The 22,070-nt window shown below is 56.7% G+C and carries 17 protein-coding genes, 1 tRNA gene and 1 pseudogene; 7 read left to right on the top strand and 12 right to left on the bottom strand.

Features of this window, described 5'->3' with window-relative positions:
- Positions 1-80: 80 nt before the first annotated feature.
- Both ADN00_RS18800 and ADN00_RS18795 read right to left on the bottom strand, forming a co-directional pair.
- Positions 81-2,009, bottom strand: coding sequence for a formate--tetrahydrofolate ligase (locus tag ADN00_RS18800; protein WP_082390442.1), 1,929 nt, complete (start codon positions 2,007-2,009; stop codon positions 81-83).
- Between the two features lie 196 nt (positions 2,010-2,205).
- A tRNA-Leu gene (locus ADN00_RS18795) sits at positions 2,206-2,289 on the bottom strand.
- A 131-nt stretch (positions 2,290-2,420) separates the two neighbouring features.
- Here ADN00_RS18795 and corA point away from each other — a divergent pair.
- A pseudogene (gene corA, locus ADN00_RS20365) lies at positions 2,421-3,431 on the top strand (magnesium/cobalt transporter CorA).
- Here the strand turns inward: corA and ADN00_RS18785 are convergent.
- Positions 3,426-4,133 carry a PHP domain-containing protein gene (locus ADN00_RS18785; protein ID WP_075064539.1) on the bottom strand — a complete coding sequence of 236 codons (708 nt, stop codon included), beginning with the start codon at positions 4,131-4,133 and terminating at the stop codon, positions 3,426-3,428. The pseudogene corA and the gene ADN00_RS18785 overlap by 6 nt on opposite strands.
- A gap of 185 nt (positions 4,134-4,318) precedes the next feature.
- Here ADN00_RS18785 and ADN00_RS18780 point away from each other — a divergent pair, with 185 nt between their 5' ends.
- Together ADN00_RS18780 and ADN00_RS18775 are read left to right on the top strand one after the other, a co-directional pair.
- Positions 4,319-5,272, top strand: a complete 954-nt coding sequence (locus tag ADN00_RS18780; protein ID WP_075064538.1) for a carbohydrate kinase family protein — start codon at positions 4,319-4,321, stop codon at positions 5,270-5,272.
- Between the two features lie 7 nt (positions 5,273-5,279).
- Positions 5,280-6,212, top strand: a complete 933-nt coding sequence (locus tag ADN00_RS18775) for a pseudouridine-5'-phosphate glycosidase (protein ID WP_075064537.1) — start codon at positions 5,280-5,282, stop codon at positions 6,210-6,212.
- A 62-nt stretch (positions 6,213-6,274) separates the two neighbouring features.
- On the opposite strand, the gene ADN00_RS18770 is transcribed toward ADN00_RS18775, so the two are convergent.
- Positions 6,275-7,303, bottom strand: coding sequence for a hypothetical protein (locus ADN00_RS18770; RefSeq protein ID WP_075064536.1), 1,029 nt, complete (start codon positions 7,301-7,303; stop codon positions 6,275-6,277).
- 248 nt (positions 7,304-7,551) lie between these two features.
- Between ADN00_RS18770 and ADN00_RS18765 the strand changes: the two genes are divergently transcribed.
- Positions 7,552-9,678, top strand: a complete 2,127-nt coding sequence (locus tag ADN00_RS18765; RefSeq protein WP_075064535.1) for a WD40 repeat domain-containing serine/threonine protein kinase — start codon at positions 7,552-7,554, stop codon at positions 9,676-9,678.
- Positions 9,679-9,708: 30 nt separating this feature from the next.
- Complete coding sequence (locus tag ADN00_RS18760) at positions 9,709-11,745, top strand: protein kinase domain-containing protein (RefSeq protein ID WP_075064534.1); 2,037 nt, start codon at positions 9,709-9,711, stop codon at positions 11,743-11,745.
- Positions 11,746-11,759: 14 nt separating this feature from the next.
- Here ADN00_RS18760 and ADN00_RS18755 read toward each other — a convergent pair whose 3' ends face one another.
- From ADN00_RS18755 to ADN00_RS18720, 8 genes are all read right to left on the bottom strand, one after another.
- Positions 11,760-12,863: a lipid II:glycine glycyltransferase FemX gene (locus tag ADN00_RS18755; RefSeq protein WP_075064533.1), complete on the bottom strand. Its 1,104-nt coding sequence runs from the start codon at positions 12,861-12,863 to the stop codon at positions 11,760-11,762.
- A gap of 10 nt (positions 12,864-12,873) precedes the next feature.
- Positions 12,874-13,380 (bottom strand): NUDIX hydrolase, encoded by a 507-nt coding sequence (locus tag ADN00_RS18750; protein ID WP_075064532.1) that lies wholly within the window; start codon positions 13,378-13,380, stop codon positions 12,874-12,876.
- Positions 13,381-13,384: 4 nt separating this feature from the next.
- Positions 13,385-14,380: a lipid II:glycine glycyltransferase FemX gene (locus tag ADN00_RS18745; RefSeq protein WP_075064531.1), complete on the bottom strand. Its 996-nt coding sequence runs from the start codon at positions 14,378-14,380 to the stop codon at positions 13,385-13,387.
- The gene (locus tag ADN00_RS18740; protein WP_075064530.1) at positions 14,380-16,272 is read right to left on the bottom strand and encodes a polysaccharide biosynthesis protein; all 1,893 of its coding nucleotides are present in this window, start codon (positions 16,270-16,272) and stop codon (positions 14,380-14,382) included. Before ADN00_RS18740 ends, ADN00_RS18745 begins: the two co-directional genes overlap by 1 nt.
- Positions 16,272-17,696: a sugar transferase gene (locus ADN00_RS18735; RefSeq protein WP_075064665.1), complete on the bottom strand. Its 1,425-nt coding sequence runs from the start codon at positions 17,694-17,696 to the stop codon at positions 16,272-16,274. The genes ADN00_RS18740 and ADN00_RS18735 overlap by 1 nt, the downstream gene beginning before the upstream one ends.
- A gap of 5 nt (positions 17,697-17,701) precedes the next feature.
- Positions 17,702-18,709 (bottom strand): glycosyltransferase family 2 protein, encoded by a 1,008-nt coding sequence (locus ADN00_RS18730; RefSeq protein ID WP_075064529.1) that lies wholly within the window; start codon positions 18,707-18,709, stop codon positions 17,702-17,704.
- 146 nt (positions 18,710-18,855) lie between these two features.
- Positions 18,856-19,545, bottom strand: a complete 690-nt coding sequence (locus tag ADN00_RS18725; protein WP_075064528.1) for a response regulator transcription factor — start codon at positions 19,543-19,545, stop codon at positions 18,856-18,858.
- An 8-nt stretch (positions 19,546-19,553) separates the two neighbouring features.
- Positions 19,554-19,949 (bottom strand): RidA family protein, encoded by a 396-nt coding sequence (locus ADN00_RS18720; RefSeq protein ID WP_075064527.1) that lies wholly within the window; start codon positions 19,947-19,949, stop codon positions 19,554-19,556.
- A gap of 188 nt (positions 19,950-20,137) precedes the next feature.
- On the opposite strand from ADN00_RS18720, the gene prfA reads away from it, so the two are divergent.
- Together prfA and prmC are read left to right on the top strand one after the other, a co-directional pair.
- A complete protein-coding gene (gene prfA, locus ADN00_RS18715) occupies positions 20,138-21,205 on the top strand; it encodes a peptide chain release factor 1 (RefSeq protein WP_075064526.1) in 1,068 nt (355 codons plus the stop codon).
- Positions 21,147-22,049, top strand: a complete 903-nt coding sequence (gene prmC / locus ADN00_RS18710; RefSeq protein WP_160317570.1) for a peptide chain release factor N(5)-glutamine methyltransferase — start codon at positions 21,147-21,149, stop codon at positions 22,047-22,049. The genes prfA and prmC overlap by 59 nt, the downstream gene beginning before the upstream one ends.
- Positions 22,050-22,070: the final 21 nt, after the last annotated feature.

Below are 22,070 nucleotides of genomic sequence, written 5' to 3'. Positions count from 1 at the left end.
CTTTTTCCAGCACCTTATGCACAATAAAAAACCGGCCCGCGATTGAACGCAGGCCGGTCTGGCAGTCCTTCAGATTGGGTTTAGAACAGTCCCACCACGCGGCCGGTTTCCATATCAATATCCACATCGTAGAACGCCGGGCGCGTCGGCAGACCGGGCATGGTGCTCATCGCCCCCAGCAGCGGATAAATAAAGCCCGCCCCCACCGAGGCGCGAATGTCGCGGATCGGAATGCGGTAGCCCTTTGGCACACCCTTCAGCGAGGGATCATGGCTCAGGCTCAGGTGCGTTTTCGCCATGCAAATCGGCAGCTTGTCAAAACCCAGGCGGGTGTAGTCTTCGATGCGCGCTTCGGCTTCCGGCAGGTAATCCACGCCGTCGGCGCCGTAAACTTCCCGCGCGATGATCTCAATTTTTTCTTTAATCGAGAGGTTCAGATCATACAGGAATTGGAAATGAGAAGGCTTCTCGGCGGCTTCTACCACGGCCTTGGCCAGGTCAATCGCGCCTTCGCCACCCAGCTCCCAATGCTTGCACACCACCGCCGCTTCCGCACCGCCCTCTTCCACGGCCGCTTTGCGCACCAGCTCCAGCTCTGCTTCGGTATCGGTGAAGAACTGGTTCACCGCCACCACCACCGGGATGCCAAACTTGCGCGCCGTCTTAATATGGTGCAGCATGTTTTCAATCCCCGCCCGCAGCAGTTCCAGGTTTTCTTCCGTGTACTCTTTATCCAACGGCTTGCCCGCCACCACCGCCGGGCCGCCGCCGTGCATTTTCAGCGCGCGCACCGTCGCTACCAGCACCACCACATTCGGAATTCGCCCCGAATAGCGGCACTTGATGTCAAAAAACTTTTCCATGCCCATGTCCGCGCCGAAGCCGGACTCTGTCACCACGTAATCGGCCAGTTTCAGGCCGATCAAATCCGCCAGAATGGAGCTGTTGCCGTGGGCAATATTGGCAAACGGCCCGGCGTGCACAAACACCGGCGTGCCTTCCAGGGTTTGCATCAGAGTCGGTTTGATAGCGTCTTTCATCAGCACGGTCATCGCCCCGGCCGCACCCAGATCGTCCGCGGTGACCGGTTCGCCATTGCGGCTCACCCCAATCACAATCCGCCCAAACCGCTCGCGCATATCCTGCAGGCTGGTCGTCAGCGCCAGAATGGCCATCACCTCACTGGCAACGGTGATGTCGAAACCGGTTTTGCGCGAGTTGCCCTTTTCTTTCGGCCCTTCGCCAATCGTGATCGAGCGCAGCATACGGTCGCTGGTATCGATGCCCCGCCGCCAGGTGATGCTGTTCGGGTCAATATCCAACCGCGCGAAGCGGCCGCGCTCTTCTTCGGTCAGCTCTTCCGGGTCGGTTTTGTCAATGCCCAGTTTTTTCAGGCGCGGGTACATATTAATCGAGAAATGACGCTTGCCTTGCTTATCTTTCGGGCACAGGCGGTCGAATAACTGCTCATCGGTTTGCGTCGATTCGTGCAGCATGCGCACATCAATTGCCGCCGCCAGCAGGTTGTTGGCCGCGGTAATGGCGTGAATGTCGCCGGTCAGGTGCAGGTTAAAATCCTCCATCGGGATCACCTGGCTGTAGCCGCCGCCGGCTGCCCCGCCTTTAATCCCAAAGGTAGGACCCTGGCTGGGCTGGCGAATGCAGGTGATCACGCTTTTACCCAGGTGCGCCCCCAACGCCTGGCTTAAGCCAACCGTTGTGGTGGTTTTTCCCTCCCCCAAAGGAGTTGGGGTAATGGCGGTAACATCAACGTACTTTCCATCGGGCACATCCTTCAGCCGATCCAACACTTCCAGCTTCACCTTCGCCTTGGTGGGGCCATAAAACTCAATTTCTTCCGGCAGCAAGCCCAGCGCTTCAGCAATCGCAGAAATGGGTTTGATTTCTGCCGCTTGCGCGACTTCAATATCGCTCGGCACCGGGTTTCTTCTTTTGAGCTGAACCGCTTCGGGAATACCCTTTCCAGATGGAGATGTTTTTACCGTCATCTTTACCACTCCTTTCAAAAAATAATCAATCGGAAAGTATCAAAAATCACCGCGCCTGATGAATTGCCAGCAATCATTCGGGCAGCCAATTTTTCGCATAATAGTAGTATAGTACAATTTGTCTGACAATTGCAAGAAGATTGTCAAACCGTGAAAAACAAAAAAATCGCCAGACAAACTGACGATTTTCGATCTGTGGGGCGGGTGGGGGTCGAACCCACAAGGTGTCACCACCGGTGGATTTTAAGTCCACTGCGTCTGCCGATTCCGCCACCGCCCCGCGCAGACATTACCATTTTATCCCATCTGCCAAATTCGTCAAGGATATTAACGAGCATTCATTTTTCTTCCGGTTGCAGGCCGTTCTGTGAATCATAAAACCAGCGCATCTCACTGATATGGGCTACAATTATGCAAATCTTTCCTTACTTGGAGAACGCCGCCATGATTCGAGCCGTATTCTTTGCTCCCCAGTCTCCCATCCAATATATCCAATCTCCAGCCGATATTCAGGCCTGCCTGGCTGTTCAGGATGGGCTCTTATGGGTCAGCATGGAAGATGCGCAGCCCGACGATTTTCAGACCATCATGCAAGACATATTCCACTTTCATCCGCTCACCATTGAAGACTGCCAATCCGAGGGTTACCAGCCCCCCAAAGTGGATGATTTCGGAGATTATCTCTTCATGATTTTTCACGCACTGTCGTATACCCGTTTGGATGGAGACCTTGAGACGTGCGAGCTAGACTGCTTTCTGGGGCGCAATTTTCTTGTTACCTCATATCATGGCGCATTTATGTCTCCGGTCTCCTTCGTTTGGGAACGAATCAAGCGTGACCAACGCTTGCTGCAGAACGGCGCAGATTTCTTATGCCATGCCTTGCTGGACCACCTTGTCGATGAATATATGCCGTACCTGGACGAATTGGATAATGAAATTGATCTTCTCGAAGATTAAGTAATCGAAGACCCCCACAAAGACACTCTGGAGCGGATTCTTGCCTTGAAGCACAATATCGTTACTTTGCGCCGCTTCCTGAATCCCCAGCGCGAAATTCTCAACCGCCTAAGCCGGGACGATCTGGAGTTAATCAAGAAATCCAACCGCATCTACTTCAGAGATATTTATGATCACGTTGTCCGCATTCAGGACCTTTCAGAAAGCATTCGCGACATTGTCTCCGGCACCCTCGACACCTACCTTTCAGTTACCTCCAACCGCCTGAATGAGGTGATGAAAGCCCTCACCATTGTCTCCACGCTATTTCTGCCGCTTTCCTTTGTTGCCGGTGTATTTGGTATGAATTTCAAATACATGCCCGAACTGAACTGGCCCTGGGGCTATCCCCTGGCCTGGGTTCTTTTTGTTGCCATCACCATTGGAATGGTTATGTTTTTCAAGCGCCGGGATTGGTTATAGCCTGGCGTCCGGCTCATTCGAGTCTTGCAATTGCGGCGATCCTTTGAACAGGCGTTTATACAGTACCGCGTATCGCGATCCCAGATGCACCAGGTTGGAAGACTGCCGGCGCACGAGCTGCGCGCTTCGCAAGGCCACCTTCAACTCTTCTGGCGTGGAAAAAGATGGCAATACCGTGTAGGCAGCCCCCACCTCGCAGGGCAGATGCGCGTCTGATCCCGAAAAGACTGCCAATCCCCGGCGCAGCGCCATCGTCTCTGCCGCGGTATTGTCTTCGTTCACCAGGCAGCGGGCATTAAACCCTTCCACGGCATCCACCAGGGCAAGGACTGCCTGCAGCTCTTCCGCTTTCCATCTCCCCCGATAGCGGTCCAGCGGGTGCGGCAGACCAATCACCGCTCCCTGTTCTCTCAGCCGGGCGACCACCTCTTCAAAAGGCAGCCCCGCGGGGATTTCTTCCTGCACAAAATAGCCCAAAATTTCAGCCCCGCCGCGGACTTTGATTTCTTCACCCACCACAAACAAGTCAGGGTCGGCTTTGCGGGCTGCCAGGCCGCCGCGGATTGTGTTGTGGTCGGTGATCATCACGCGATCCAGACCGCGCTGCCGCGCCGTTTTGATCAAAGCGGGAATCCAGTTCAGGCTGTCTGGAGAATATACGGTATGGCAGTGAAATTCGACTTTCCAGAGGGGGGGTGTCATGGTCAATGTCCGTTGATTAATAGTGTGCCCGCCCGGTCTTTTGAACCGGCGTACCGACGATTATACTCGACTCTCATTTGGTTGGCAGGGAAAACCGGCGCGGGAGTGTTTTTCGTTTATAATCGAATTGGATCATATTTTCTGCGCGTCCTACCCTTCCTAATTCCAACTAAAGGCTGCTTGCTATGACATTCGAAGAACCTTCGTATTCCGATAAACGCATCCTGGTCATCGGCGCGTCCACCCTGGATATCGTCGGCCGTCTCAACGTCATCCCTGAGCCGGGCACATCAACCCCCGCGAAAATTCGGCCCACGTTTGGCGGGGTCGCTCGCAATGTTGCCGAAAACCTGGCCCGTCTTGGTCAAAAGGTCAGCCTGATCACCGTTGTTGGCCCCAGCATTTTTGGAGAACAACTTCTCCAGCAAACCGCGGCGGCCGGTGTGGACGTCAGCGCAACCATCCACACCGAAGAATACCGCACGTCTACCTACCTGGCGGTGGTGAACCCATCCGGCCAGCTTCAATTTGGTTTGGACGATATGCGCGCGATTTCCACCCTAAAACCGGAACATATCGAGCAAAACGCCCATCTTTTCAAAGACGCCGGTATGGTTTTTGTGGATATGAACCTTTCTCCGGCTACCTTGCGTTCCATTTTTCGCCAGGCGCGCCTCGCCAAAGTGCCAATTGCCGCAGACGCCACCTCGAAAAAACTGGCACCGCGCCTGATTCCCTTCCTGCCCAAACTGCACCTGGTTACCGCCAACATGGATGAAGCCTCTATTCTATGTGATGGCGCTTGCCAGGTAACCGGGCGCCAATCGGCTATTCAGGCCGCCCGGCATTTCATCTCCAAGGGCGCCGATTATGCCCTGATCCAAATGGCGGAGTTTGGCGTGTGCTACGCCAATTCAGATATCAGCGGTCACATCCCAGCCATTCGCACGTCCATCCTCGACCCTACTGGCGCGGGCGACGCGCTCACCGCGACCCTCATTTTTGGTCTCATCAACCAGATTCCCCTGGATGACGCTATTCAGCTTGGCATCGCGGCCGCTTCGTTGACCTTGCGCTATCCGGGCGCGGTTGTTCCAGAACTTTCTCTGGAAAAACTTTACGACCATCTCATGTTTTAAGGAGACTATGGAAACGACACCTCTTGTCATCCAACCCGCCGTTGCCGCCGCCCTGAAAAACGGCACGCCGCTGGTTGCCCTTGAGAGCGCCGTGATTACACACGGCTTGCCGTACCCGCATAACCTTCAATTGGCGCTCGATATGGAACAGGAAGTACGGCAAGCGGGCGCTCTTCCGGCAACCATCGCCATTCTAGACCGCAAAGTACGCGTTGGCCTTACGGGCGACGAAGTAGCGCGCCTTGCTGACCCGCAGCAGGCCGCCCGAAAAATCAGCCGCCGCGATTTTGGCATCGCGCTGGCCAGAGGCGAAAACGGCGGCACCACCGTGGCCGGCACTCTAATCGCGGCGCACCTGGCCGGTATTCGCGTTTTTGCCACCGGCGGCATTGGCGGCGTCCATCGCGGCGCCCCTTTTGACGTCTCAGCCGATCTGCATGAATTGAGCCTGCATCCGCTGGTGGTGGTTTGCGCGGGGGCAAAATCCATCCTCGACCTTCCCGCCACTCTCGAAATCCTGGAAACGCAGGGGGTGCCTGTGATTGGTTATCAGACGGACGAATTCCCGGCTTTCTTCTCGCGCAGCAGCGGGCTGCCAGTCAACGCCTCGGTGTCCACCCCAGCAGAACTGGCGCAGATCGCCTGGCGCCAATGGCAAATGGGGCTGCCTGGCGCGATATTGGCCGTGGTTCCGCCGCCCGAAGATAGCGCCATCCCCGCCGAACAGATCGAAGCAATCATCCAAACCGCCGTTGCCGAAGCCGAAGAAAAGGGCATTCGCGGCGCCGCCGTAACCCCCTACTTACTGGGGCGCGTCAACGATCTGAGTAAAGGGGCGAGCATGCGCGCCAACCTGGCCTTGTTAAAAAACAACGCGCGGGTCGCCGCGCAAATTTCCATCGAGCTTTCCCGCCTGCAGCCCACTCATCGTGCCATCTAAAGCCCTATCCTTCAGAAAAGCAACCAACCGCCCGAAACATCAGGCGGTTGGTTGCTTTTTGGTTAGTTTTCCGGGGTCAGCGTTGGCCACTGGGTATCGGTGGGGCGCGGCGTCAGCGTTGGCCGCATGGTGGACGTGGGTGGCAGCGTGCGCGTTTTCGTCGGCGTGGAGGTTGCTGTGCGCGTCAAGGTTGCCGTGGGTGTCCGCGTGATGGTCGCGCTTGGGCGAGGGGTGGCTGTGCGGGTGGGCGCGGAGGTCTGGGTAGGGGTGCGTGTATTGGTGGGCGTTGGCGATACGGTTGGCGTGCGAGACGCAGTGGGCGTGAAGGTCAGTGTGGGAACCTCGCCCGCGATAACGAAACGACCGGAGGTGATGAACTGCTGACCGATAAAGATGCGCACGTCATATTCGCCGGGCTGCCAGATGTTGGAATCGGGAGCGCAGTCGGTGTATCCGTAACCGCCGGTGCTGCCATCCCACGGCTTGGTTTCGTAACAGATGACCGCATTATCCAACAGGCGCACCCACACTGCCGTCCACTGCGCGCCTGAGGCCATTTGGTCATAACTGAAAGCGCCATACAACATTGGCACCGGGTTTTCATATTCCGTTGTCGGGTTCACCGGCAAGAAGTTTTCATCCAGCTCCAGCGCCACGGTAATGGGGCTGAATAGCGTTCCGGGGATTGGGGTTACTTCACTGGAAAATTCACGTAGAATTTCGGGCGGCAATTCGGGGGTGTTGGTGTATAACGGTGTTACCGTGATGGATGGCGTCACCGTGATGGTAGGCGTCTGGGTGATGGTGGGTGTTAAGGTAATGGTGGGCGTCAAGGTTACCGTCGGAGAAGGCGGGAAGAAACGGTACGCGACCGGTTCCGCGTATTGATTGAGCAAGAAAGCCAACCCCACTAACCCCACCGCACCCAGAATCAAGCGCCAGCCGCGCATCATCAGGTCCCGCCGCTTGCGAAAGAAAAGCAATTTTGAACCCTCGCTGATTGAGCGTATTCCTAAATAGAGAAACAGGAAGATGCCGCCAATCGCCAGGAAAAATGCTGTTTTAACGCCAGTTTGAATATCCAGGTTCATGATTCATCGATAGGGTGAGCAAGTTTTCTGACCAACAACCAATGTATTATAGCACGCCATTTCATCTGAGAATGGTTTCTACCCCTCCAGAGACCAGGCCAGCCGAAAAAACCCGCTGAGGTGGCACAATCGGTTTTTCAATTTGCCAAACCACATCCTTACGAATTCTTTACAGAAAAGCCATATCATTGCGGATTATGGCATAGTTGAGTAAAATGAATAACAGGTTTTTAGAAAAATAATATTTCATGGCACTCACACCCGGTACACTTCTGAATAAGCGTTACCAGATTGAATCCATTCTAGGCCAGGGCGGGATGGGTGCTGTTTATCGCGCCCTGGACGTAAACCTGGCCATCCCCGTAGCTGTAAAAGAAAACTTATTCCTGTCCGAAGAATATGCCCGCCAGTTTCAGCGCGAAGCCAACATCATGGCCTCATTTCGCCAAAACAACCTGCCGCGGGTGGTCGATTATTTCACCATTGAAGGCCAGGGGCAGTACCTCATCATGGACTTCATTGAAGGCGAAGACCTGCGCAAGCGCATCGAGCGTCTGGGTGTCATCCCAGCACGTGACGTGGTTCTGATCGGCGCGGCGATCTGCGACGCCCTCACCTACCTTCACAACCGCCAGCCCCCCGTGGTACACCGCGATATCAAACCCGGCAATATCAAAATCACCCCCTCAGGCGACGCGGTGCTGGTTGACTTTGGCCTGGCAAAAGTGATGGAAGGTAACCAAAACACCACCACCGGCGCGCGCGCCATGACCCCCGGTTATTCCCCCCCAGAGCAATATGGCACCGCCCGCACCGATGTGCGCTCTGATATCTACTCACTGGGGGCAACCCTTTACGCGGCGCTCACCGGCATCATCCCCGAAGACAGTCTCGCCCGCGCCACCGGTAAAACCGAATTAACCCCTCTGCGCGAATTGGACCAGAAGGTCAGCCGTCACCTCGCTGATACCATTGAGAAATCGCTTGAGGTGGAACCGGAAGACCGCTTCCAATCTGCAGAGGAATTCAAAGAACAACTGCTCATCGAAGTGGAAAATCTGGCTGAGCTTTCCCGGCCGCATTATGTCGTTGCCCCGCCGCCCGGCAACGGTTCGGCAGAAGAAGGCGAACAGCAGCCCATGAAGCGTGGCACCGGACCGAAAGTTCCCTCCGCCGCGAAGAAAGTCAATTCACCCCACCGGCAACCCAAAAAGAGAATCCGCTGGCTGCCGCTGGCGCTTTTAATCCTCGCGGGCGGGCTGGCTGCGACCTTCATCCTGCGCCCGGATTGGGCCAACGCCGTCATGGCCAGCGTATTTGTAACCTCCACACCCGAGCCAACCCTTGATGCGGTCAAACCCACAGCGCAAAACACGGCCACCCAGACCCCGCCCGAACCCACGGCGCTGCCCGTGGTGGTAGAGCCTACCGAAATTCTCACCCCCGAACCCACTTCCGAAACCCAACCGACCAACACCCCGATTCCTATCACTCCGCAGTTGGGTGGAGGAACCGGAGAAATCGCCTTTGCTTCGGACCGCACCGGCAGCATGCAAATTTGGAGCATGAACTCAGACGGCAGCAACCAGCGCCAGCTCACCACCGTCACGGATGGTGTCTGCCAGCCAGCCTGGTCGCCCGACGGCATGACCCTGGCAGTCATTTCTCCCTGCAAGCAGAAACGCAACCAGTTTTACGAGGGCACGCAAATTTACCTGCTCGACGCGGACGGCACCAATTTCCGCCCGATGATGAAAAATTCCCCCGGCGGTGATTTTGACCCCTCCTGGTCTTGGGACGGCACAAAAATCGCCTTCACGTCTCTGCGCAACGGCACTGCCCACATTTTTTATTATGACCTGGTCGAAGGCACGCTCTCAGAAGTCTCCAATTCCCCCAGCGCCGACTTTCAGCCTTCCTGGGCCCCAGACGGCAAACGGCTGGCCTTTGTTAGCAAGAAAAACTATAATCACATTTTCATCATGTCCATCACCGGTGAAGACCGCATGCAGTTCAGCACCAACGGCAATGTGAATGATCTCTGGCCGGAGTGGGCCTTCGACAACCAATTGATCATCTTCAGCCGCTCAAAAGAAAGCCAGTTCTACCCCTGGCTGCTGGGGTTGAATTATGAAGACCGCGGCAGCGAAGAGCGCCGCATTCCAATCCTCACCTCCGGGGATACCGACCCCAAAGCCAGCGCTTCTCTCTCTCCCGATGCGAAATGGATTATCTATGAGAGCTGGCCGGATGGACGCAATCATGATATTTACATCATGGACCGCGACGGCTACAACCAGAAACGGCTGACTACCGACCCGGCTTTCGACTTTGATCCAGATTGGCGTCCGCTCCCCATCGCTAATACCCAATAACCCCACACACCATCCACCAGGAGGGCCAATATGGCCATCGCACCCGACAGTCTTTTGAATGGCCGCTACCGGATTCTGGAAGTGATTGCCAAAGGCGGAATGGGGGCTGTTTACCGCGCACTTGATGAAACTCTCGGAGTGCAGGTAGCCGTCAAAGAGAACCTGGTCATTTCCGAAGAAGCCGCGCGCCAATTCCATCGTGAAGCCACTCTGCTAGCCGCCCTGCGCCATCCCAACCTTCCGCGCGTAACCGATCACTTCCTGCTTGCTGGGCAGGGGCAGTACCTGGTGATGGATTACATCGAGGGTGAGGATTTACGCGCCCGCCTGAAGCAGATGGGCTCCTACACGCCCACCGAAGCCGTTTTAGTTGGCGCGGAGGTTTGCAACGCGCTCAGTTTCCTTCACAGCCGCACACCTCCCGTTGTCCATCGCGACATCAAGCAGGGCAATATCAAAATCAGCCCAACAGGACAGGTTTTCCTGGTCGATTTTGGCCTGGCAAAAATCGCCGAACAAGGCGCAGAAACAACCACCGGCGCACGCGCCCTTACCCCCGGTTATGCCTCCCCAGAACATTACGGCAGCGGCACCGATCCCCGCTCCGATATCTACTCCCTCGGCGCCACCCTGTATTCCATTCTGGCCAACCGCCTGCCCGAAGATGGCCTGGCGCGCAAGCTCGAAACGGCACACCTCTCTCCCCTGCGAGATCTTAATCCCCGCGTCAGTGAAGAACTGGCACGCGTGATTGAAAAGGCGATGTCGATCAACGCCGCAGACCGCTATCAGACTGCCCTGGAGTTTCGCAACGCGCTGCTCAATGCCTCGCCAGAGGCGCGGCAAATCCTGAAACAAAACCAGGAGTCGCAGGAAGCTGCCAGCCAGCCTACCCGCCTGGGAAGCAGCCCCGCCGTGGCAGGGCTTAACCAGCCCAATACCGTTCTGGCGGCCCGGCCTGTCCCCCGCAAGAAATTTCCGGTGCTGTGGATTTTTGTGGTTGTTGGTTTACTGGGAATCGCGGCCGCGGCTGTGGTGCTTCCCCGCTTCCTGAGAAACACAGCTGGCCAGCCAGGCTCACCCACGGCCGTCGCGCCTTCAGAGACGCCGCCCCCCCAGAACACCGCCACCACCGAGCCATTGCCTGCCACTGAACTGCCCGTAGCGGTCGAGCCAACGCTGATCAACACAGCCACCGCTCTGCCGCAGGCCACACCCACCCTGGCGGCTACCCCGGTAGGCGGCACAGGGGCAATCGCCTTTGTCTCCAACCGGTCTGGGTTGCCGCAAATCTACCGTCTCGAACCTGCCAGCGGTGAGACAGCGCAGATTTTTGAAAACCCCGATGGTGCCTGCCAGCCCTCCTGGTCACCCGATGGGACCCGCCTGGTGTTTGTCTCTCCATGCCGCGAGCGACAGGACACCTACCCTGGCTCTGGTTTGTTCATCATCAATCTGGATGGCACCGGTCTCACCCCCCTCATTTCCGTGCCCGGAGGCGATTTTGAGCCAGCCTGGTCTCCCGACGGCAGCCGCATCGCTTTCTCCAGCCTGCGTGACGGCATTTTGCACCTCTACGTCTACAATCTGGCTACCAACGCCGCCGCCCGCATTTCCAGCCAGTCCAGCTTTGACCGTCAGGCCGCCTGGTCTCCCGACGGTTCAACCCTGGCCTTCCAGAGCACCCGCCTCGGCCTGCCCCAAATCTGGACCATTTCAGCCAGCGGAGAGTCACCCAAAGAATTTTCCATCCTGTCCAACGGAGCCGCCTCGATGCCCACCTGGGACGCGGCCGGCAGCGTGCTGGTATACAGCCAGGGTTCCAATTTACCGGTGCTTGTCGCGCGCCAGGTAGGGGCAGCCAACGCGCCGGAAGTACGCCTCGCTGATCTGCGCCCGGCCGGGAACGCCGAATTTTCGCCTGACGGCTACTGGTTGTTGTTGGAAAGCACTCAAGATGGAAATCTGGATATCTACCGCATGACGCGCAATGGAGCCAATCTCACCCGCCTCACCGACGACCCCGCTCAGGATTTTGACCCGGTCTGGCAGCCGCTCCAGCCGTAAGGCAAATTCTCGCTCTACCCCAGCCCGGCTTGCTGCCGGGTTTTTTCTTTCCCGCGCCGGCGCATTACATCCAGCAAACGCGGCAGCACGCGCGTGTAAAGCGGGTAGATCACAGCCTTCGCCGGGTAATCCCACGCTCCCAACGTGCGCGACACCCTGCCCCCCAGGCCTTCTTTGAAACGAAACACCCCCCACATCCCGTCTGATTCATGGAATTCGTCCGGCGCACCCCACAAGTCGTATTCCTGGCAGCCGGCAGCCTTTGCGCGCCGCATGGCTTCCCACTGCAGCAGATAGTTGGGCATCTTTTCGCGGTGCGCCTCCCGCGACATGCCGTGAATGTACCAGGCCTTGCCGGCAAAGTGGAACAACATTAAAGCCGCCACGGCTTCACCCTCCACCTCGGCGATGAGCGGCGTCAGCATGCCCGCTTGCAAAAAGATTTCCCACAGCGCCCGGTAATACGACTCATCACGAATCACAAACCCGTCCCGCAGCGAGGTCTCCGCGTACATGCGATACAATCCAGGTAGATCTTCCACTCCCCCTTTGCGCACCACCACACCCTTTTTGGCCGCAAGGCGAATGTTATAACGTGTTTTTTGCTTCATTCGCGCCAGCAGCTCTTCCTCCGCGGCGCGCAAATCAATCAAAACCGTATTGCGAAACTGGATTTGCTCCTGAGAGAAGAGCCAGCCGCGCTGCCTCAGCTCGGTCACGGTTGATGCCCCAACCAGGTTTTCACGCTCATCGGCTTCGCCCGGCACGCCAGAAGCAATTTCGACATCCGCGTCCAGCTTGATGAAAATCGCTTTCTTCTCTGCTGCCAGGTGCTGCAAATCGTCCAACACACGCTTGCGCAGGTTCTCATTCCCCCAATCGAGCAGCGGACCGCGCGGCACGTACATCACCCGCAGGCGCACAAGGCCGCCAGCCAGGCGTAGATCGCGCAGCAAAATCAGCGCTGCCGCTTCCAGCTTTCCATCCGGGCTTTCCCAGGTGCGGTAAATCGCCTCCCAGCCGGTGATGCGCTTGAGCTGCGCCCATTGGCTGGTTTGCAAAATATTCGCCCCCGGCAGCGCGGCAATCCGGGCGTTCCAATCTGTTGCTTGCGTCATTGGCCTTCCATCAATTCAAGTTCTGGTGCGCCAGCCAATCGTGAACCGCGTGCAGGTGCCCCGCTCCCGTGAGCGGCTCTGGCAAGTCCTCTGGCGAGAAATAGCCGCACATCATCACTTCCGCGTTTCCCGCCAAAGTCCCGCCAATGATTTCACAACGGTAGACGATCAAGATGCCATTCCCGCGCGGATCATCATCAAAATAGTATATATTAAAGAGATTCGTAACGGCTACGCGCAAACCAGTTTCTTCGAATGCCTCGCGCTCCGCCGCCGCCATTGGAGACTCATCCGCCTCCACATAACCAGCCGGCAGGTACCAGCAGCCCTTCCACGGCTCTTCGGCGCGCTGCACCAGCAGCAGCTTGCCGTGGCTTTCCACCAGCGCCGCCGCGCTCACCTTCAACTGCGGATAATGCACCCAACCGCAGCGTGGGCACACTTCCCGCGCGCGTTCTTCCAGCCACTTCAATTCCAGCTCTGCGCCGCAAAGGCAGCAGTAATGACAGGCGTCCATCTTTTTAATTCTCGCCCCCTGACCGCGCCCGCGCCGCGATCTGGTACGCGCGGTACAACAAAGGCATGTACACGCGGTCCCACGCGCCAGTTGAGCGGTGAATTTGGCCGCCAAACCCGCGCTTAAATCGGTATACACTCCATAATCCGTCTTCCCGCTGGGTAAAATCGGCTTCCAGGGTCTCCTCAGGCAGGTCGGGAATGCCCCACAAATCATACTCGCTGCAGCCGCGCGCGCTGGCCCAGCGCATGGCTTCCCACTGCACCAGGTAAGCCGGCATGCGGTTGCGTTCCTCATTGCTCGACGCGCCATAGAAATACCAGCTACGCTTTCCGCGGGCAAAGACCATCACCGCCGCCAGGGGTTTTCCGGCATACTCGGCCTGCAGCAGCGCGCATTCCCCGCGCGCGGAAAAGAGATCGTAAGCCGCCTGATAATACGCCAGGCTGTGCACGCCGAACTGGTCGCGCTCGCCGGTAGTAGACATGAGAGCATGGAACTGCGCCACGTCATTCGTCTCGCGCACCACCACTTCTTTTTTAGCCGCCAGGCGCACGTTATAGCGCGTCTTCTGCTTCATGCGCTGTAACCAATCTTCTTCACCGCCTTCCAGCGAGACCACAATCGTCTGGCGCGGCTGGATGGTCTTCTCCACCTGCTTGAACCCGCTCAAGCGCTCCAGCAGGCTCGCGCTGGCTGGTTCAAAGGCGTCTGGCTCTACCTGCAAGAAAATGGCCCTGCGCCGCCGGCAGGCGCGGTCAATCTCCGGCCAAAGATCATTCCAATTGTCGCCCAGCGGCCCCTTAGGGATATATGCAATCGAAAAGCCTAGCGGCAGCCGGCGAAACAAAACCAGCGCGCCCGCCAAACCGCTCACTACCGGCACCGCCTGCCAGGAGAATTTCGATTTCAAAATCCCCCAGGCGGAGGTTTGCAAGACATGCGCTTGTGGATATTGGGTCAGGAATTGGTCCCACTCAGAAAAAGTCAGTTCAGGCATCAGTCGATGGAGGTCATTTCAGGGGGTGGTGTCAGGCGCACGGCCGAGCCAGGAATCAGCTCATCCAGCAGGCTGACAATCGATTGGCTTTCTGCGTCGCGCGCGAGGTGAATTAATTCGTCAACAGACGTTCTCAAGGCGGAACCCGCCAGTTCGTTGCCGCCCGCCACCTGGAATATGTCGGGGTGCCGGGTGGGTTGGAAAACATTGCCTTCATCCCACAGGTCTTCGCTTAATTTTTCGCCAGGGCGAATGCCGCTGAATACAATTTCCACATCGCGGCCGGGTTCCAGACCCGAAAGGCGAATCAGGTCTTCAGCCAGGTTGAGAATGCGTACCTGCTGGCCCATATTGAGCATATAGGTCTCTCCGCCGTCGGTCAGGCTGGCCGCTTGCAGCACCAGGTGAACCGCCTCAGGAATCGTCATAAAATAGCGTTTCATATCCGGGTGCGTTACCGTCACCGGTCCACCGCGCGCGATCTGCCGCTGAAACAGCGGCACCACGCTGCCGCGGCTGCCCAGCACATTGCCAAAGCGCACCACGCAGAAAGGCCGCCCAGAGCGCTGCGCGGCGTCCAAAACGTTCAACTCGGCGATCCGCTTGGTCGCGCCCATCACGTTGATCGGGCGTACTGCCTTATCGGTGCTGATCATCACCAGCCTTTCCACGCCAAAATCCAACGCCATATCAACCACATTGCGCGTGCCGAGGATATTGTTGGTGACTGCCTCTTCCACGTTAATTTCCATCATCGGCACATGCTTGTGCGCGGCGGCGTGGAAGACCACCTGCGGGCGCACCCGCTCATAAACCGCTTGCAGGCGCCGCCGGTCACGAATGTCGCAAATCACCGGCCGCAGCGGCAGCGATGGGAAATTCTCTTGCAGTTCTATCAGCGCTTCGAAAATGCTGTTTTCACCGTGCCCCAGCAGCACCAGCTCCGATGGGCCCCAGCGCGCCACCTGACGGCAAATTTCCCGGCCAATTGAGCCGCCAGCGCCGGTTACCAGCACCGTTTTGCCGCCCAGGATAATGCCTACCTTCTCATCATCGGTTTGCCGCGGTTCGCGCCGCAGCAAGTCGTTAATGTTTACCTCGCGCAGGCGGCTGATGCTGACTTTGCCACCCAGCAGCTCATAAATGCCCGGCATGGTGCGGAAAGGCGTGTTCTTCAGGCGGCACACATCCGCCACAATTCTCACCACCCGCCCCGGCGCGCTGGGAATGGCGATAATCACTTCATCCACTTTGCGGTTATCAATCGTCTTGGAAAGATCCGAGATGGAACCCACCACCGGCACGCCGTAGATGGATTGCTTCTGCTTGGTGGGGTTATCATCCAAAAAACCGACCGGAACCAGGTTCAACTGCGGATTCTTTTGAAGTTCCCGCACCACCAGCGCCCCCGCATCCCCGGCTCCCACAATCAACACCCGATGGGCTTTGATCGTCAAATTGGGGATGGAGGCCATGATTTTGTTTTCAGCCAGCAGACGCATCGAGAAGCGCAATCCGCCAACCAGAATCAGCGACAGCAGCCAATCGATGATGAGCGCCGAGCGCGGGAAGGCGCGGAAGGCGCCCAGCGTGAACAGGCTAACCATCACCAGGCTGACCAGCACCGATGCTGAAGTGACTGCCGCGACGATCAATTTCAATTCCTGCACGCTGGCATATAACCACATGCGCCGGTAGAGACCAAAATAATGGTAGATCAGCGGTTTAACGGCAAACACAACCAGCATCATCCAATAGGCGGATGACATGTACAAAAAGAAGGCTGAACTCAGCTCCAGGCGCAGCGCGTAACTGCCCATCACCGAGACAACCATCAATGCCAGATCGCCGATAAAAATATACCGGTTTCGAATGGTGGGTTGCGCTTTCATCACTGACCTCTCAATCCAAACACGGTTCCAGCCGTGCGGAAGATAATCAACAAATCCAGCATTAAATTGCGGTGTTTGATGTAATACAAATCATATTCCAGTTTCACAATCGTGTCTTCCACCGTTTCGGCGTACCCGTAATTGACCTGCGCCCAACCGGTGAGCCCAGGTTTCACAAACAATCGCGCCCGGTAAAAAGGCACTTTGGTTTGTAAAGAGTTGACCAGTTCCACCCGCTCGGCGCGCGGCCCCACCAGGCTCATTTCGCCGCGCAGCACGCTCCAGAACTGCGGCAGCTCATCCAGATGACTTTTTCGCAGCAGCCGTCCAACGCGGGTTACCCGGCTGTCGTTCTTCACCGCCACGCGCGCTTTGCCGTCTTTTTCGGCGTCCTTGACCATCGTGCGGAATTTGATGATCTGATAGGGTTTGCCGTTCTTTCCCAGGCGCTCTTGTGAATATAAAACCGGCGCGCCATCATCCAGCAAAATCAGCACCGCGATGAATGGGTAAAGCAGAGCCAGCCCAATACATCCAATCAGGCCGCCGATAATATCCATCAGGCGTTTGGCCATCTCAAAGAAGTTGTTGGTGTGTGCCTGGTCAACAAACGAGCGTAAAATCCAATCCGACTGCAGCAGCAGGATCGGGACCCTGCCCAGCAGCTCTTCATAAACCAGCGGCATCGTGGTTACTTCAACGCCGCGTTCTTCCGCCGTCAACACCGCCTGAAACATCGCCGGGTTCATCTCGCCAGAGATCGCGAACACCAGGTCGGTAATTCTTTCCCGCTCGATAATCTCCAACAATTGCTGGCTGGATCCCAACACGGGATGGTTGCCATATTTCATGTTCTGTTTGGCCGGATCATCATCGATTAACCCCACCAGGTAAAACGGCAGCGGCCAGATGGAATCAATCACCTGTACCAGATTTTCTCCCGATCGGCCCGCGCCAATGATCAGCACGCGGCGCATGAAAACCGGCGCGGTGAACACGCGAATATAGATAAACCGCCACATCAGGATCAACAACGACACGGCCAGAATAAACACAGAGACCCCGCGGCGCGGCAGGGAATTCGGCTCAGAGGTGAAGTAAAAGAGCAGGTACAATCCCAGGCTGACCCCGGCAGCAATCGCCACGCCTTTCAGCGTCTCACTGCGCCGGCTGGCGCGCCGCACGTCATACAGCTCAATGGTCAAAAGCATCCAGATGAACGGCGCCAGGAAAAACCAGGCAGGTGTCCTTTCGGTGAGGAAGGAAAAGCTCAAGCGCAGCCAGTCTTCCTGCGACCAGATCACGATAGAGATCGCCAGCGCGAGAAAGCCCACCAACATATCGCCAATCAATAAAATCGCCTGGCGCTCCGAGGGGCGCAGCCGCCAGAAGATGGGTTTGGGTTTTCCTTTTCCGCTTTCCATATCGATCAAGACACAACCTGTTGGCTAAAAATGGATTGGATTCCGCTCCACAAGAAACCGGCTCCCCAGCAAAGATGCATCACCGCTACGGCAGCGGGAACGCCGATTAAAAAGCGCGGGTCTCGATGGCGCGCGGCCAGCGGAACACTGGCAGTCAGCAATACGCCGAGATAAAAACCGGCCTCCAAGATTAACAATTGTAACGCCACATGCCAAAATAATGCCAGAATTGCCAGTCCCACCAGACTTAAAACAAACAACGGTGGCAGAGCCTGCCTCCAGCGCAGCGTTTTGGGATACCGCCGCAGCATGCGCAGCTTCCAATATCCATAGCGCCAATATTGTTTCGCCAGGTCGCCATAATTCTTCCGCGCGAAATACTCCGAGCGGATCTGCGGGTCCAACCAAACGCGCCCGCCGCTCAGGCGAATGCGCGTATTAAATTCATAATCTTCGTTGGTCAGCAATGTTTCATCGAAAAAGCCAATCCGCTCCACCAGTTCGCGGCGGAACGCGCCAAACGGTGCGGTGTCCACCTCACTGGCTGTATCCGTGAAACGGTACAGCGCGTCTCCCACTCCCAGGGGGTGACTGGCCGCCACGGCAATCGAGCGGGCAACCCAGGTGTCCGCGCCGGGTTGGATCATCCATACCCCGCCCACATTGTCTCCCAGCCCGGCTTCCAGGTCTGCCACGCTGCGGGCAACATACTCGCGATCTGGCCGGGAGTGAGCGTCCAGCCGCACAATCACGCTACCGCTGGCCGCCTCAATCGCCCGGTTCAACGCGGCGGGGATGATGCGCCGGGTGTTGTCCACCACCTTCACCAGCAGATCGGGGTGCTGCGCCTGGAAGGCTTGAATCTGCGCGCGCGTTCCATCCGTAGACATTCCATCCGCAATGATCACTTCCATTTGATCGCGCTGGTACGATTGCTGGTAAACCGCGTCTAACAACAGTCGAATAGTCGTTTGTTCATTGTAACATGGAACGATTACTGAGACGAAAACCATCCATCCACCTGTTCATTTGTGTAGTTGGGAGTATTTACCCGCGTTGCGGCAGGTAATTTCACCACAGATTTGGGCCTATGTCCAATACAAATTCATTCACAGAATCTTCCGTTTGGGTTGGTGGGGGTACCAGATCTCCAAAGAATTCATGTCACCAGTTTATATCCAACACCGGTGACAGTTTCGATATGCGCGCGTGATTGTTTTAATAACCGGCGCAGGCGCACAATATGCATATCTACCGTGCGTGTCTGAACGGACAGCTGCGGGCCCCATACCAGACGAATCAGTGTCTCCCGTGAAACCACCAGCCCGCGGTGTAGCGCCAACTGCCAGAGCAGTTCAAATTCCAGCGGTCTGATATCTAAAAGAGTGTGCCCACACATCACTTCTCGCCGCGCGCAATCGAACTCCAGATCACCCACCCGCAGTACGTCGCTGGAACCATTTCTGGTCTCAGCCAGGTCCGCTCGATTTCGCAACACAGCTTTGACGCGCGCCAGCAGCTCGCGAGGGTCAACCGGCGCTGAGACAACCTCATTTGCTCCAGCCTCCAGCGCCGCTGTCATTTGCTGAGGTTGATTCACTTCTGTTATAAGAACAATCGGCGGTTGGTCATCATTTCGACGCAGCCTGCGGCACAAATCCAATCCATCCAAACCTGGTTGAGATGCATCCACCACCACCAGGTCTGGACGGCGAGTTGTAATGAGTTCAAATGCCTTAGAATCTTCTTCTGCGGTTAAAACCGAAAAGTTTTCGCGATCCAGGTACAGACGCCCCAGGTTTGAGGTATTCTTTTCCTCGCCAACCAGCAAAATCAGACCCTTGGGCATTCTGATCCCTATTTTTTTAAGGCAACCGCTTCAATCTCAACAGCCGCGCCTTTCGGCAGTGCGCCAACCTGAAAAGCCGAGCGCGCCGGCGGTTGGCTGGTGAAAAAGGTAGCGTAAACCGCGTTCATTTTCGCGAAATCAGCAATATCGCGCAGGAAAACTGTTGTCTTAACCACCCGCTCCAAACCCGATCCGCCCGCCTCAAGGACATTCTTCAAATTCGTCAGCGCTTGCTGCGTCTCCGCTTCCACACCTCCCGCCACCAGATCACCCGAAGCCGGGTCCAGCCCAAGCTGGCCTGAGGTGAATACGAATTCACCCGCTTCAATGCCAGCCGAATATGGCCCAATCGCTTTGGGAGCCAACTCAGTGGTGATTACCTTTTTAACGATAGATTCAGTCATGTTTATTTCTCCTTTATAAGATTTCCTGCTTATTAATATTCAGGATATTGGGAATTAACGACCGTTTCGATGTTTATTATCCCACAAATTTGAATTTCTTTCTTTAACCGCAGCGCAAGGGCTGGTATAATAAAGGGTCTCATTGGTCAATTTTCAAAATAAATTAAACACAGAAGGTTTTCTGGATTATGTTAGAAAAGTTACAGGGTATTGAAAATCGCTACGAAGAGCTGACTCGCTTAATGGGTGAATCGGCCGAAGACTATCAGGTGATGGTGGAATACGCCAAAGAGCGCGCAGACCTGGAGCCGGTTGTCAACAAAGCCCGGGAGTACCGCCAGACCATCAAACACATCGAAGAGGCCCGCGAGCTGGCTCAAAGTGAGGATGGCGAGATGCGTGATCTGGCGCTTCTTGACCTGGAAGAGCTGTCTCCCAAAGCAGAGCAATTAGAAAAAGAGATTAAAGGCATGCTGGTTCCCAAAGACCCGCGTGATGACCGCAACGTCATTATGGAAATCCGCGCCGGCACCGGCGGCGACGAAGCCGCCCTTTTCGCCGCGGACCTTTTCCGCATGTACAGTTACTACGCCGAGAACCGCCGCTGGAAAATTGAAATCATCTCCGAAAACGAGACCGGCATCGGTGGGTTGAAAGAGGTGATCTTCCTCGTCAAAGGCCGGGGAGCCTATTCGCGCCTCAAATTTGAATCCGGTGTGCACCGCGTGCAGCGCATCCCCGCCACCGAAACCCAGGGGCGCGTGCACACCTCCACTGTTACCGTCGCCGTTCTGGCCGAAGTGGAAGACGTGGAAATTGACATTCCCGAAAACGACATCAAAATTGATGTCTATAAATCGGCAGGCGCAGGTGGCCAGAACGTGCAAAAGAACTCTACAGCCGTGCGCATCACTCACTTTCCCACTGGCCTGGTAGTTGCTTGCCAGGATGAGCGTTCGCAGCTCCAAAACCGTCTGCGCGCCTTGTCTATTTTGCGCGCGCGCCTCTATGATATGGAACTGGAAAAGCAGCAAAAAGAACGCGAAGACGCCCGCCGCAGCCAGGTTGGCACTGGTGAGCGCTCCGAGAAAATTCGCACCTACAACTATCCGCAGTCGCGCGTTACCGATCACCGCGTCAATATTTCTTCCTACAACCTTCCCGCGGTGATGAATGGCGCCATTGACGAATTCATCGATGAACTATCCCTGCGCGAAGAATCAGACCGCCTTGCCAGTATCGGTGAAGAAGACTGATCTCATCACTATTCGCCAATGGCTGGAAACAGCCCGCCAGCGGCTGAATGGCCGCCAGGACGAGCCCGCCCTGTCTGCCCGGCTGCTGACCGCGCATCACCTCAATAAAGACCGCGCCTGGATCATCGCTCATAACCATGATCCCCTCCCCGCGGACCTGATACCCGCCCTGGAAGCCGATCTAGACCGGCTGGTCCGGGGCGTTCCATTACCCTATGTGCTGGGCGCGTGGGAGTTTTACGGGCTGTCCTTCCAGGTCAATGAAAGCGTTCTCATTCCCCGCCCAGAGACCGAACTGCTGGTCGAGACCGCGCTCAACTGGGTCAAGCAGCATCCCGGCCCCCTGCGCGCCGCGGACGTGGGCACGGGTTCCGGCTGCATTGCCGCCGCCCTGGCTCGCCATGCCCCGCAAATGCACATCACCGCCGTGGATATTTCGCTGCAGGCTTTGCGCGTGGCGAAGCAGAATTTCATCCAGCTCAACGTAGCCGGGCAGGTGTCTGCCCTTCAATCTGACCTGCTCTCATCCCTCAGCGGCCCCTTCGACCTGCTTTGCGCCAATCTGCCGTATATCCCCTCGGCAAAACTCCCCCACCTGGATGTAACTACCCACGAGCCTTCCCTGGCCCTGGATGGCGGGCCAGATGGGTTGGTGCTGGTGCAGGAACTCTTGCTGCAGGCGCGCAGCCGCATGGCAGACCGGTTTTTGATCTTGCTGGAAGTTGAAGCGGATCACGGCCAGGCCGCGCCCGAGCTGGCGTGTCAAATCTTCCCGCAAGCCAATACCACCATGCTGCGAGACCTGGCCGGTCTACCGCGCCTGGTCAGCATCAAGTTTGAATAGCGGATTACCAGAAATATTCCC

The organism is Ornatilinea apprima, from assembly GCF_001306115.1.
Taxonomy (GTDB): domain Bacteria; phylum Chloroflexota; class Anaerolineae; order Anaerolineales; family Anaerolineaceae; genus Ornatilinea; species Ornatilinea apprima.
Note: the sequence above shows the minus strand (reverse complement) of the source record. Positions and strands in the feature narration are given on the sequence as shown.

Bases quoted from the DNA above. Each gene is read 5' to 3' on its own strand.
- prmC (WP_160317570.1), top strand. From the start codon at position 21,147: ATGAACTATCCCTGCGCGAAGAATCAGACCGCCTTGCCAGTATCGGTG.
- ADN00_RS18760 (WP_075064534.1), top strand. From the start codon at position 9,709: ATGGCCATCGCACCCGACAGTCTTTTGAATGGCCGCTACCGGATTCTG.
- ADN00_RS18765 (WP_075064535.1), top strand. From the start codon at position 7,552: ATGGCACTCACACCCGGTACACTTCTGAATAAGCGTTACCAGATTGAA.
- ADN00_RS18785 (WP_075064539.1), bottom strand. From the start codon at position 4,133: ATGACACCCCCCCTCTGGAAAGTCGAATTTCACTGCCATACCGTATAT.
- ADN00_RS18725 (WP_075064528.1), bottom strand. From the start codon at position 19,545: ATGCCCAAGGGTCTGATTTTGCTGGTTGGCGAGGAAAAGAATACCTCA.
- ADN00_RS18780 (WP_075064538.1), top strand. From the start codon at position 4,319: ATGACATTCGAAGAACCTTCGTATTCCGATAAACGCATCCTGGTCATC.
- ADN00_RS18720 (WP_075064527.1), bottom strand. From the start codon at position 19,949: ATGACTGAATCTATCGTTAAAAAGGTAATCACCACTGAGTTGGCTCCC.
- ADN00_RS18800 (WP_082390442.1), bottom strand. From the start codon at position 2,009: ATGACGGTAAAAACATCTCCATCTGGAAAGGGTATTCCCGAAGCGGTT.
- prfA (WP_075064526.1), top strand. From the start codon at position 20,138: ATGTTAGAAAAGTTACAGGGTATTGAAAATCGCTACGAAGAGCTGACT.
- ADN00_RS18740 (WP_075064530.1), bottom strand. From the start codon at position 16,272: ATGAAAGCGCAACCCACCATTCGAAACCGGTATATTTTTATCGGCGAT.
- ADN00_RS18770 (WP_075064536.1), bottom strand. From the start codon at position 7,303: ATGAACCTGGATATTCAAACTGGCGTTAAAACAGCATTTTTCCTGGCG.
- ADN00_RS18755 (WP_075064533.1), bottom strand. From the start codon at position 12,863: ATGACGCAAGCAACAGATTGGAACGCCCGGATTGCCGCGCTGCCGGGG.
- ADN00_RS18745 (WP_075064531.1), bottom strand. From the start codon at position 14,380: ATGCCTGAACTGACTTTTTCTGAGTGGGACCAATTCCTGACCCAATAT.
- ADN00_RS18775 (WP_075064537.1), top strand. From the start codon at position 5,280: ATGGAAACGACACCTCTTGTCATCCAACCCGCCGTTGCCGCCGCCCTG.
- ADN00_RS18735 (WP_075064665.1), bottom strand. From the start codon at position 17,696: ATGGAAAGCGGAAAAGGAAAACCCAAACCCATCTTCTGGCGGCTGCGC.
- ADN00_RS18730 (WP_075064529.1), bottom strand. From the start codon at position 18,709: ATGGTTTTCGTCTCAGTAATCGTTCCATGTTACAATGAACAAACGACT.
- ADN00_RS18750 (WP_075064532.1), bottom strand. From the start codon at position 13,380: ATGGACGCCTGTCATTACTGCTGCCTTTGCGGCGCAGAGCTGGAATTG.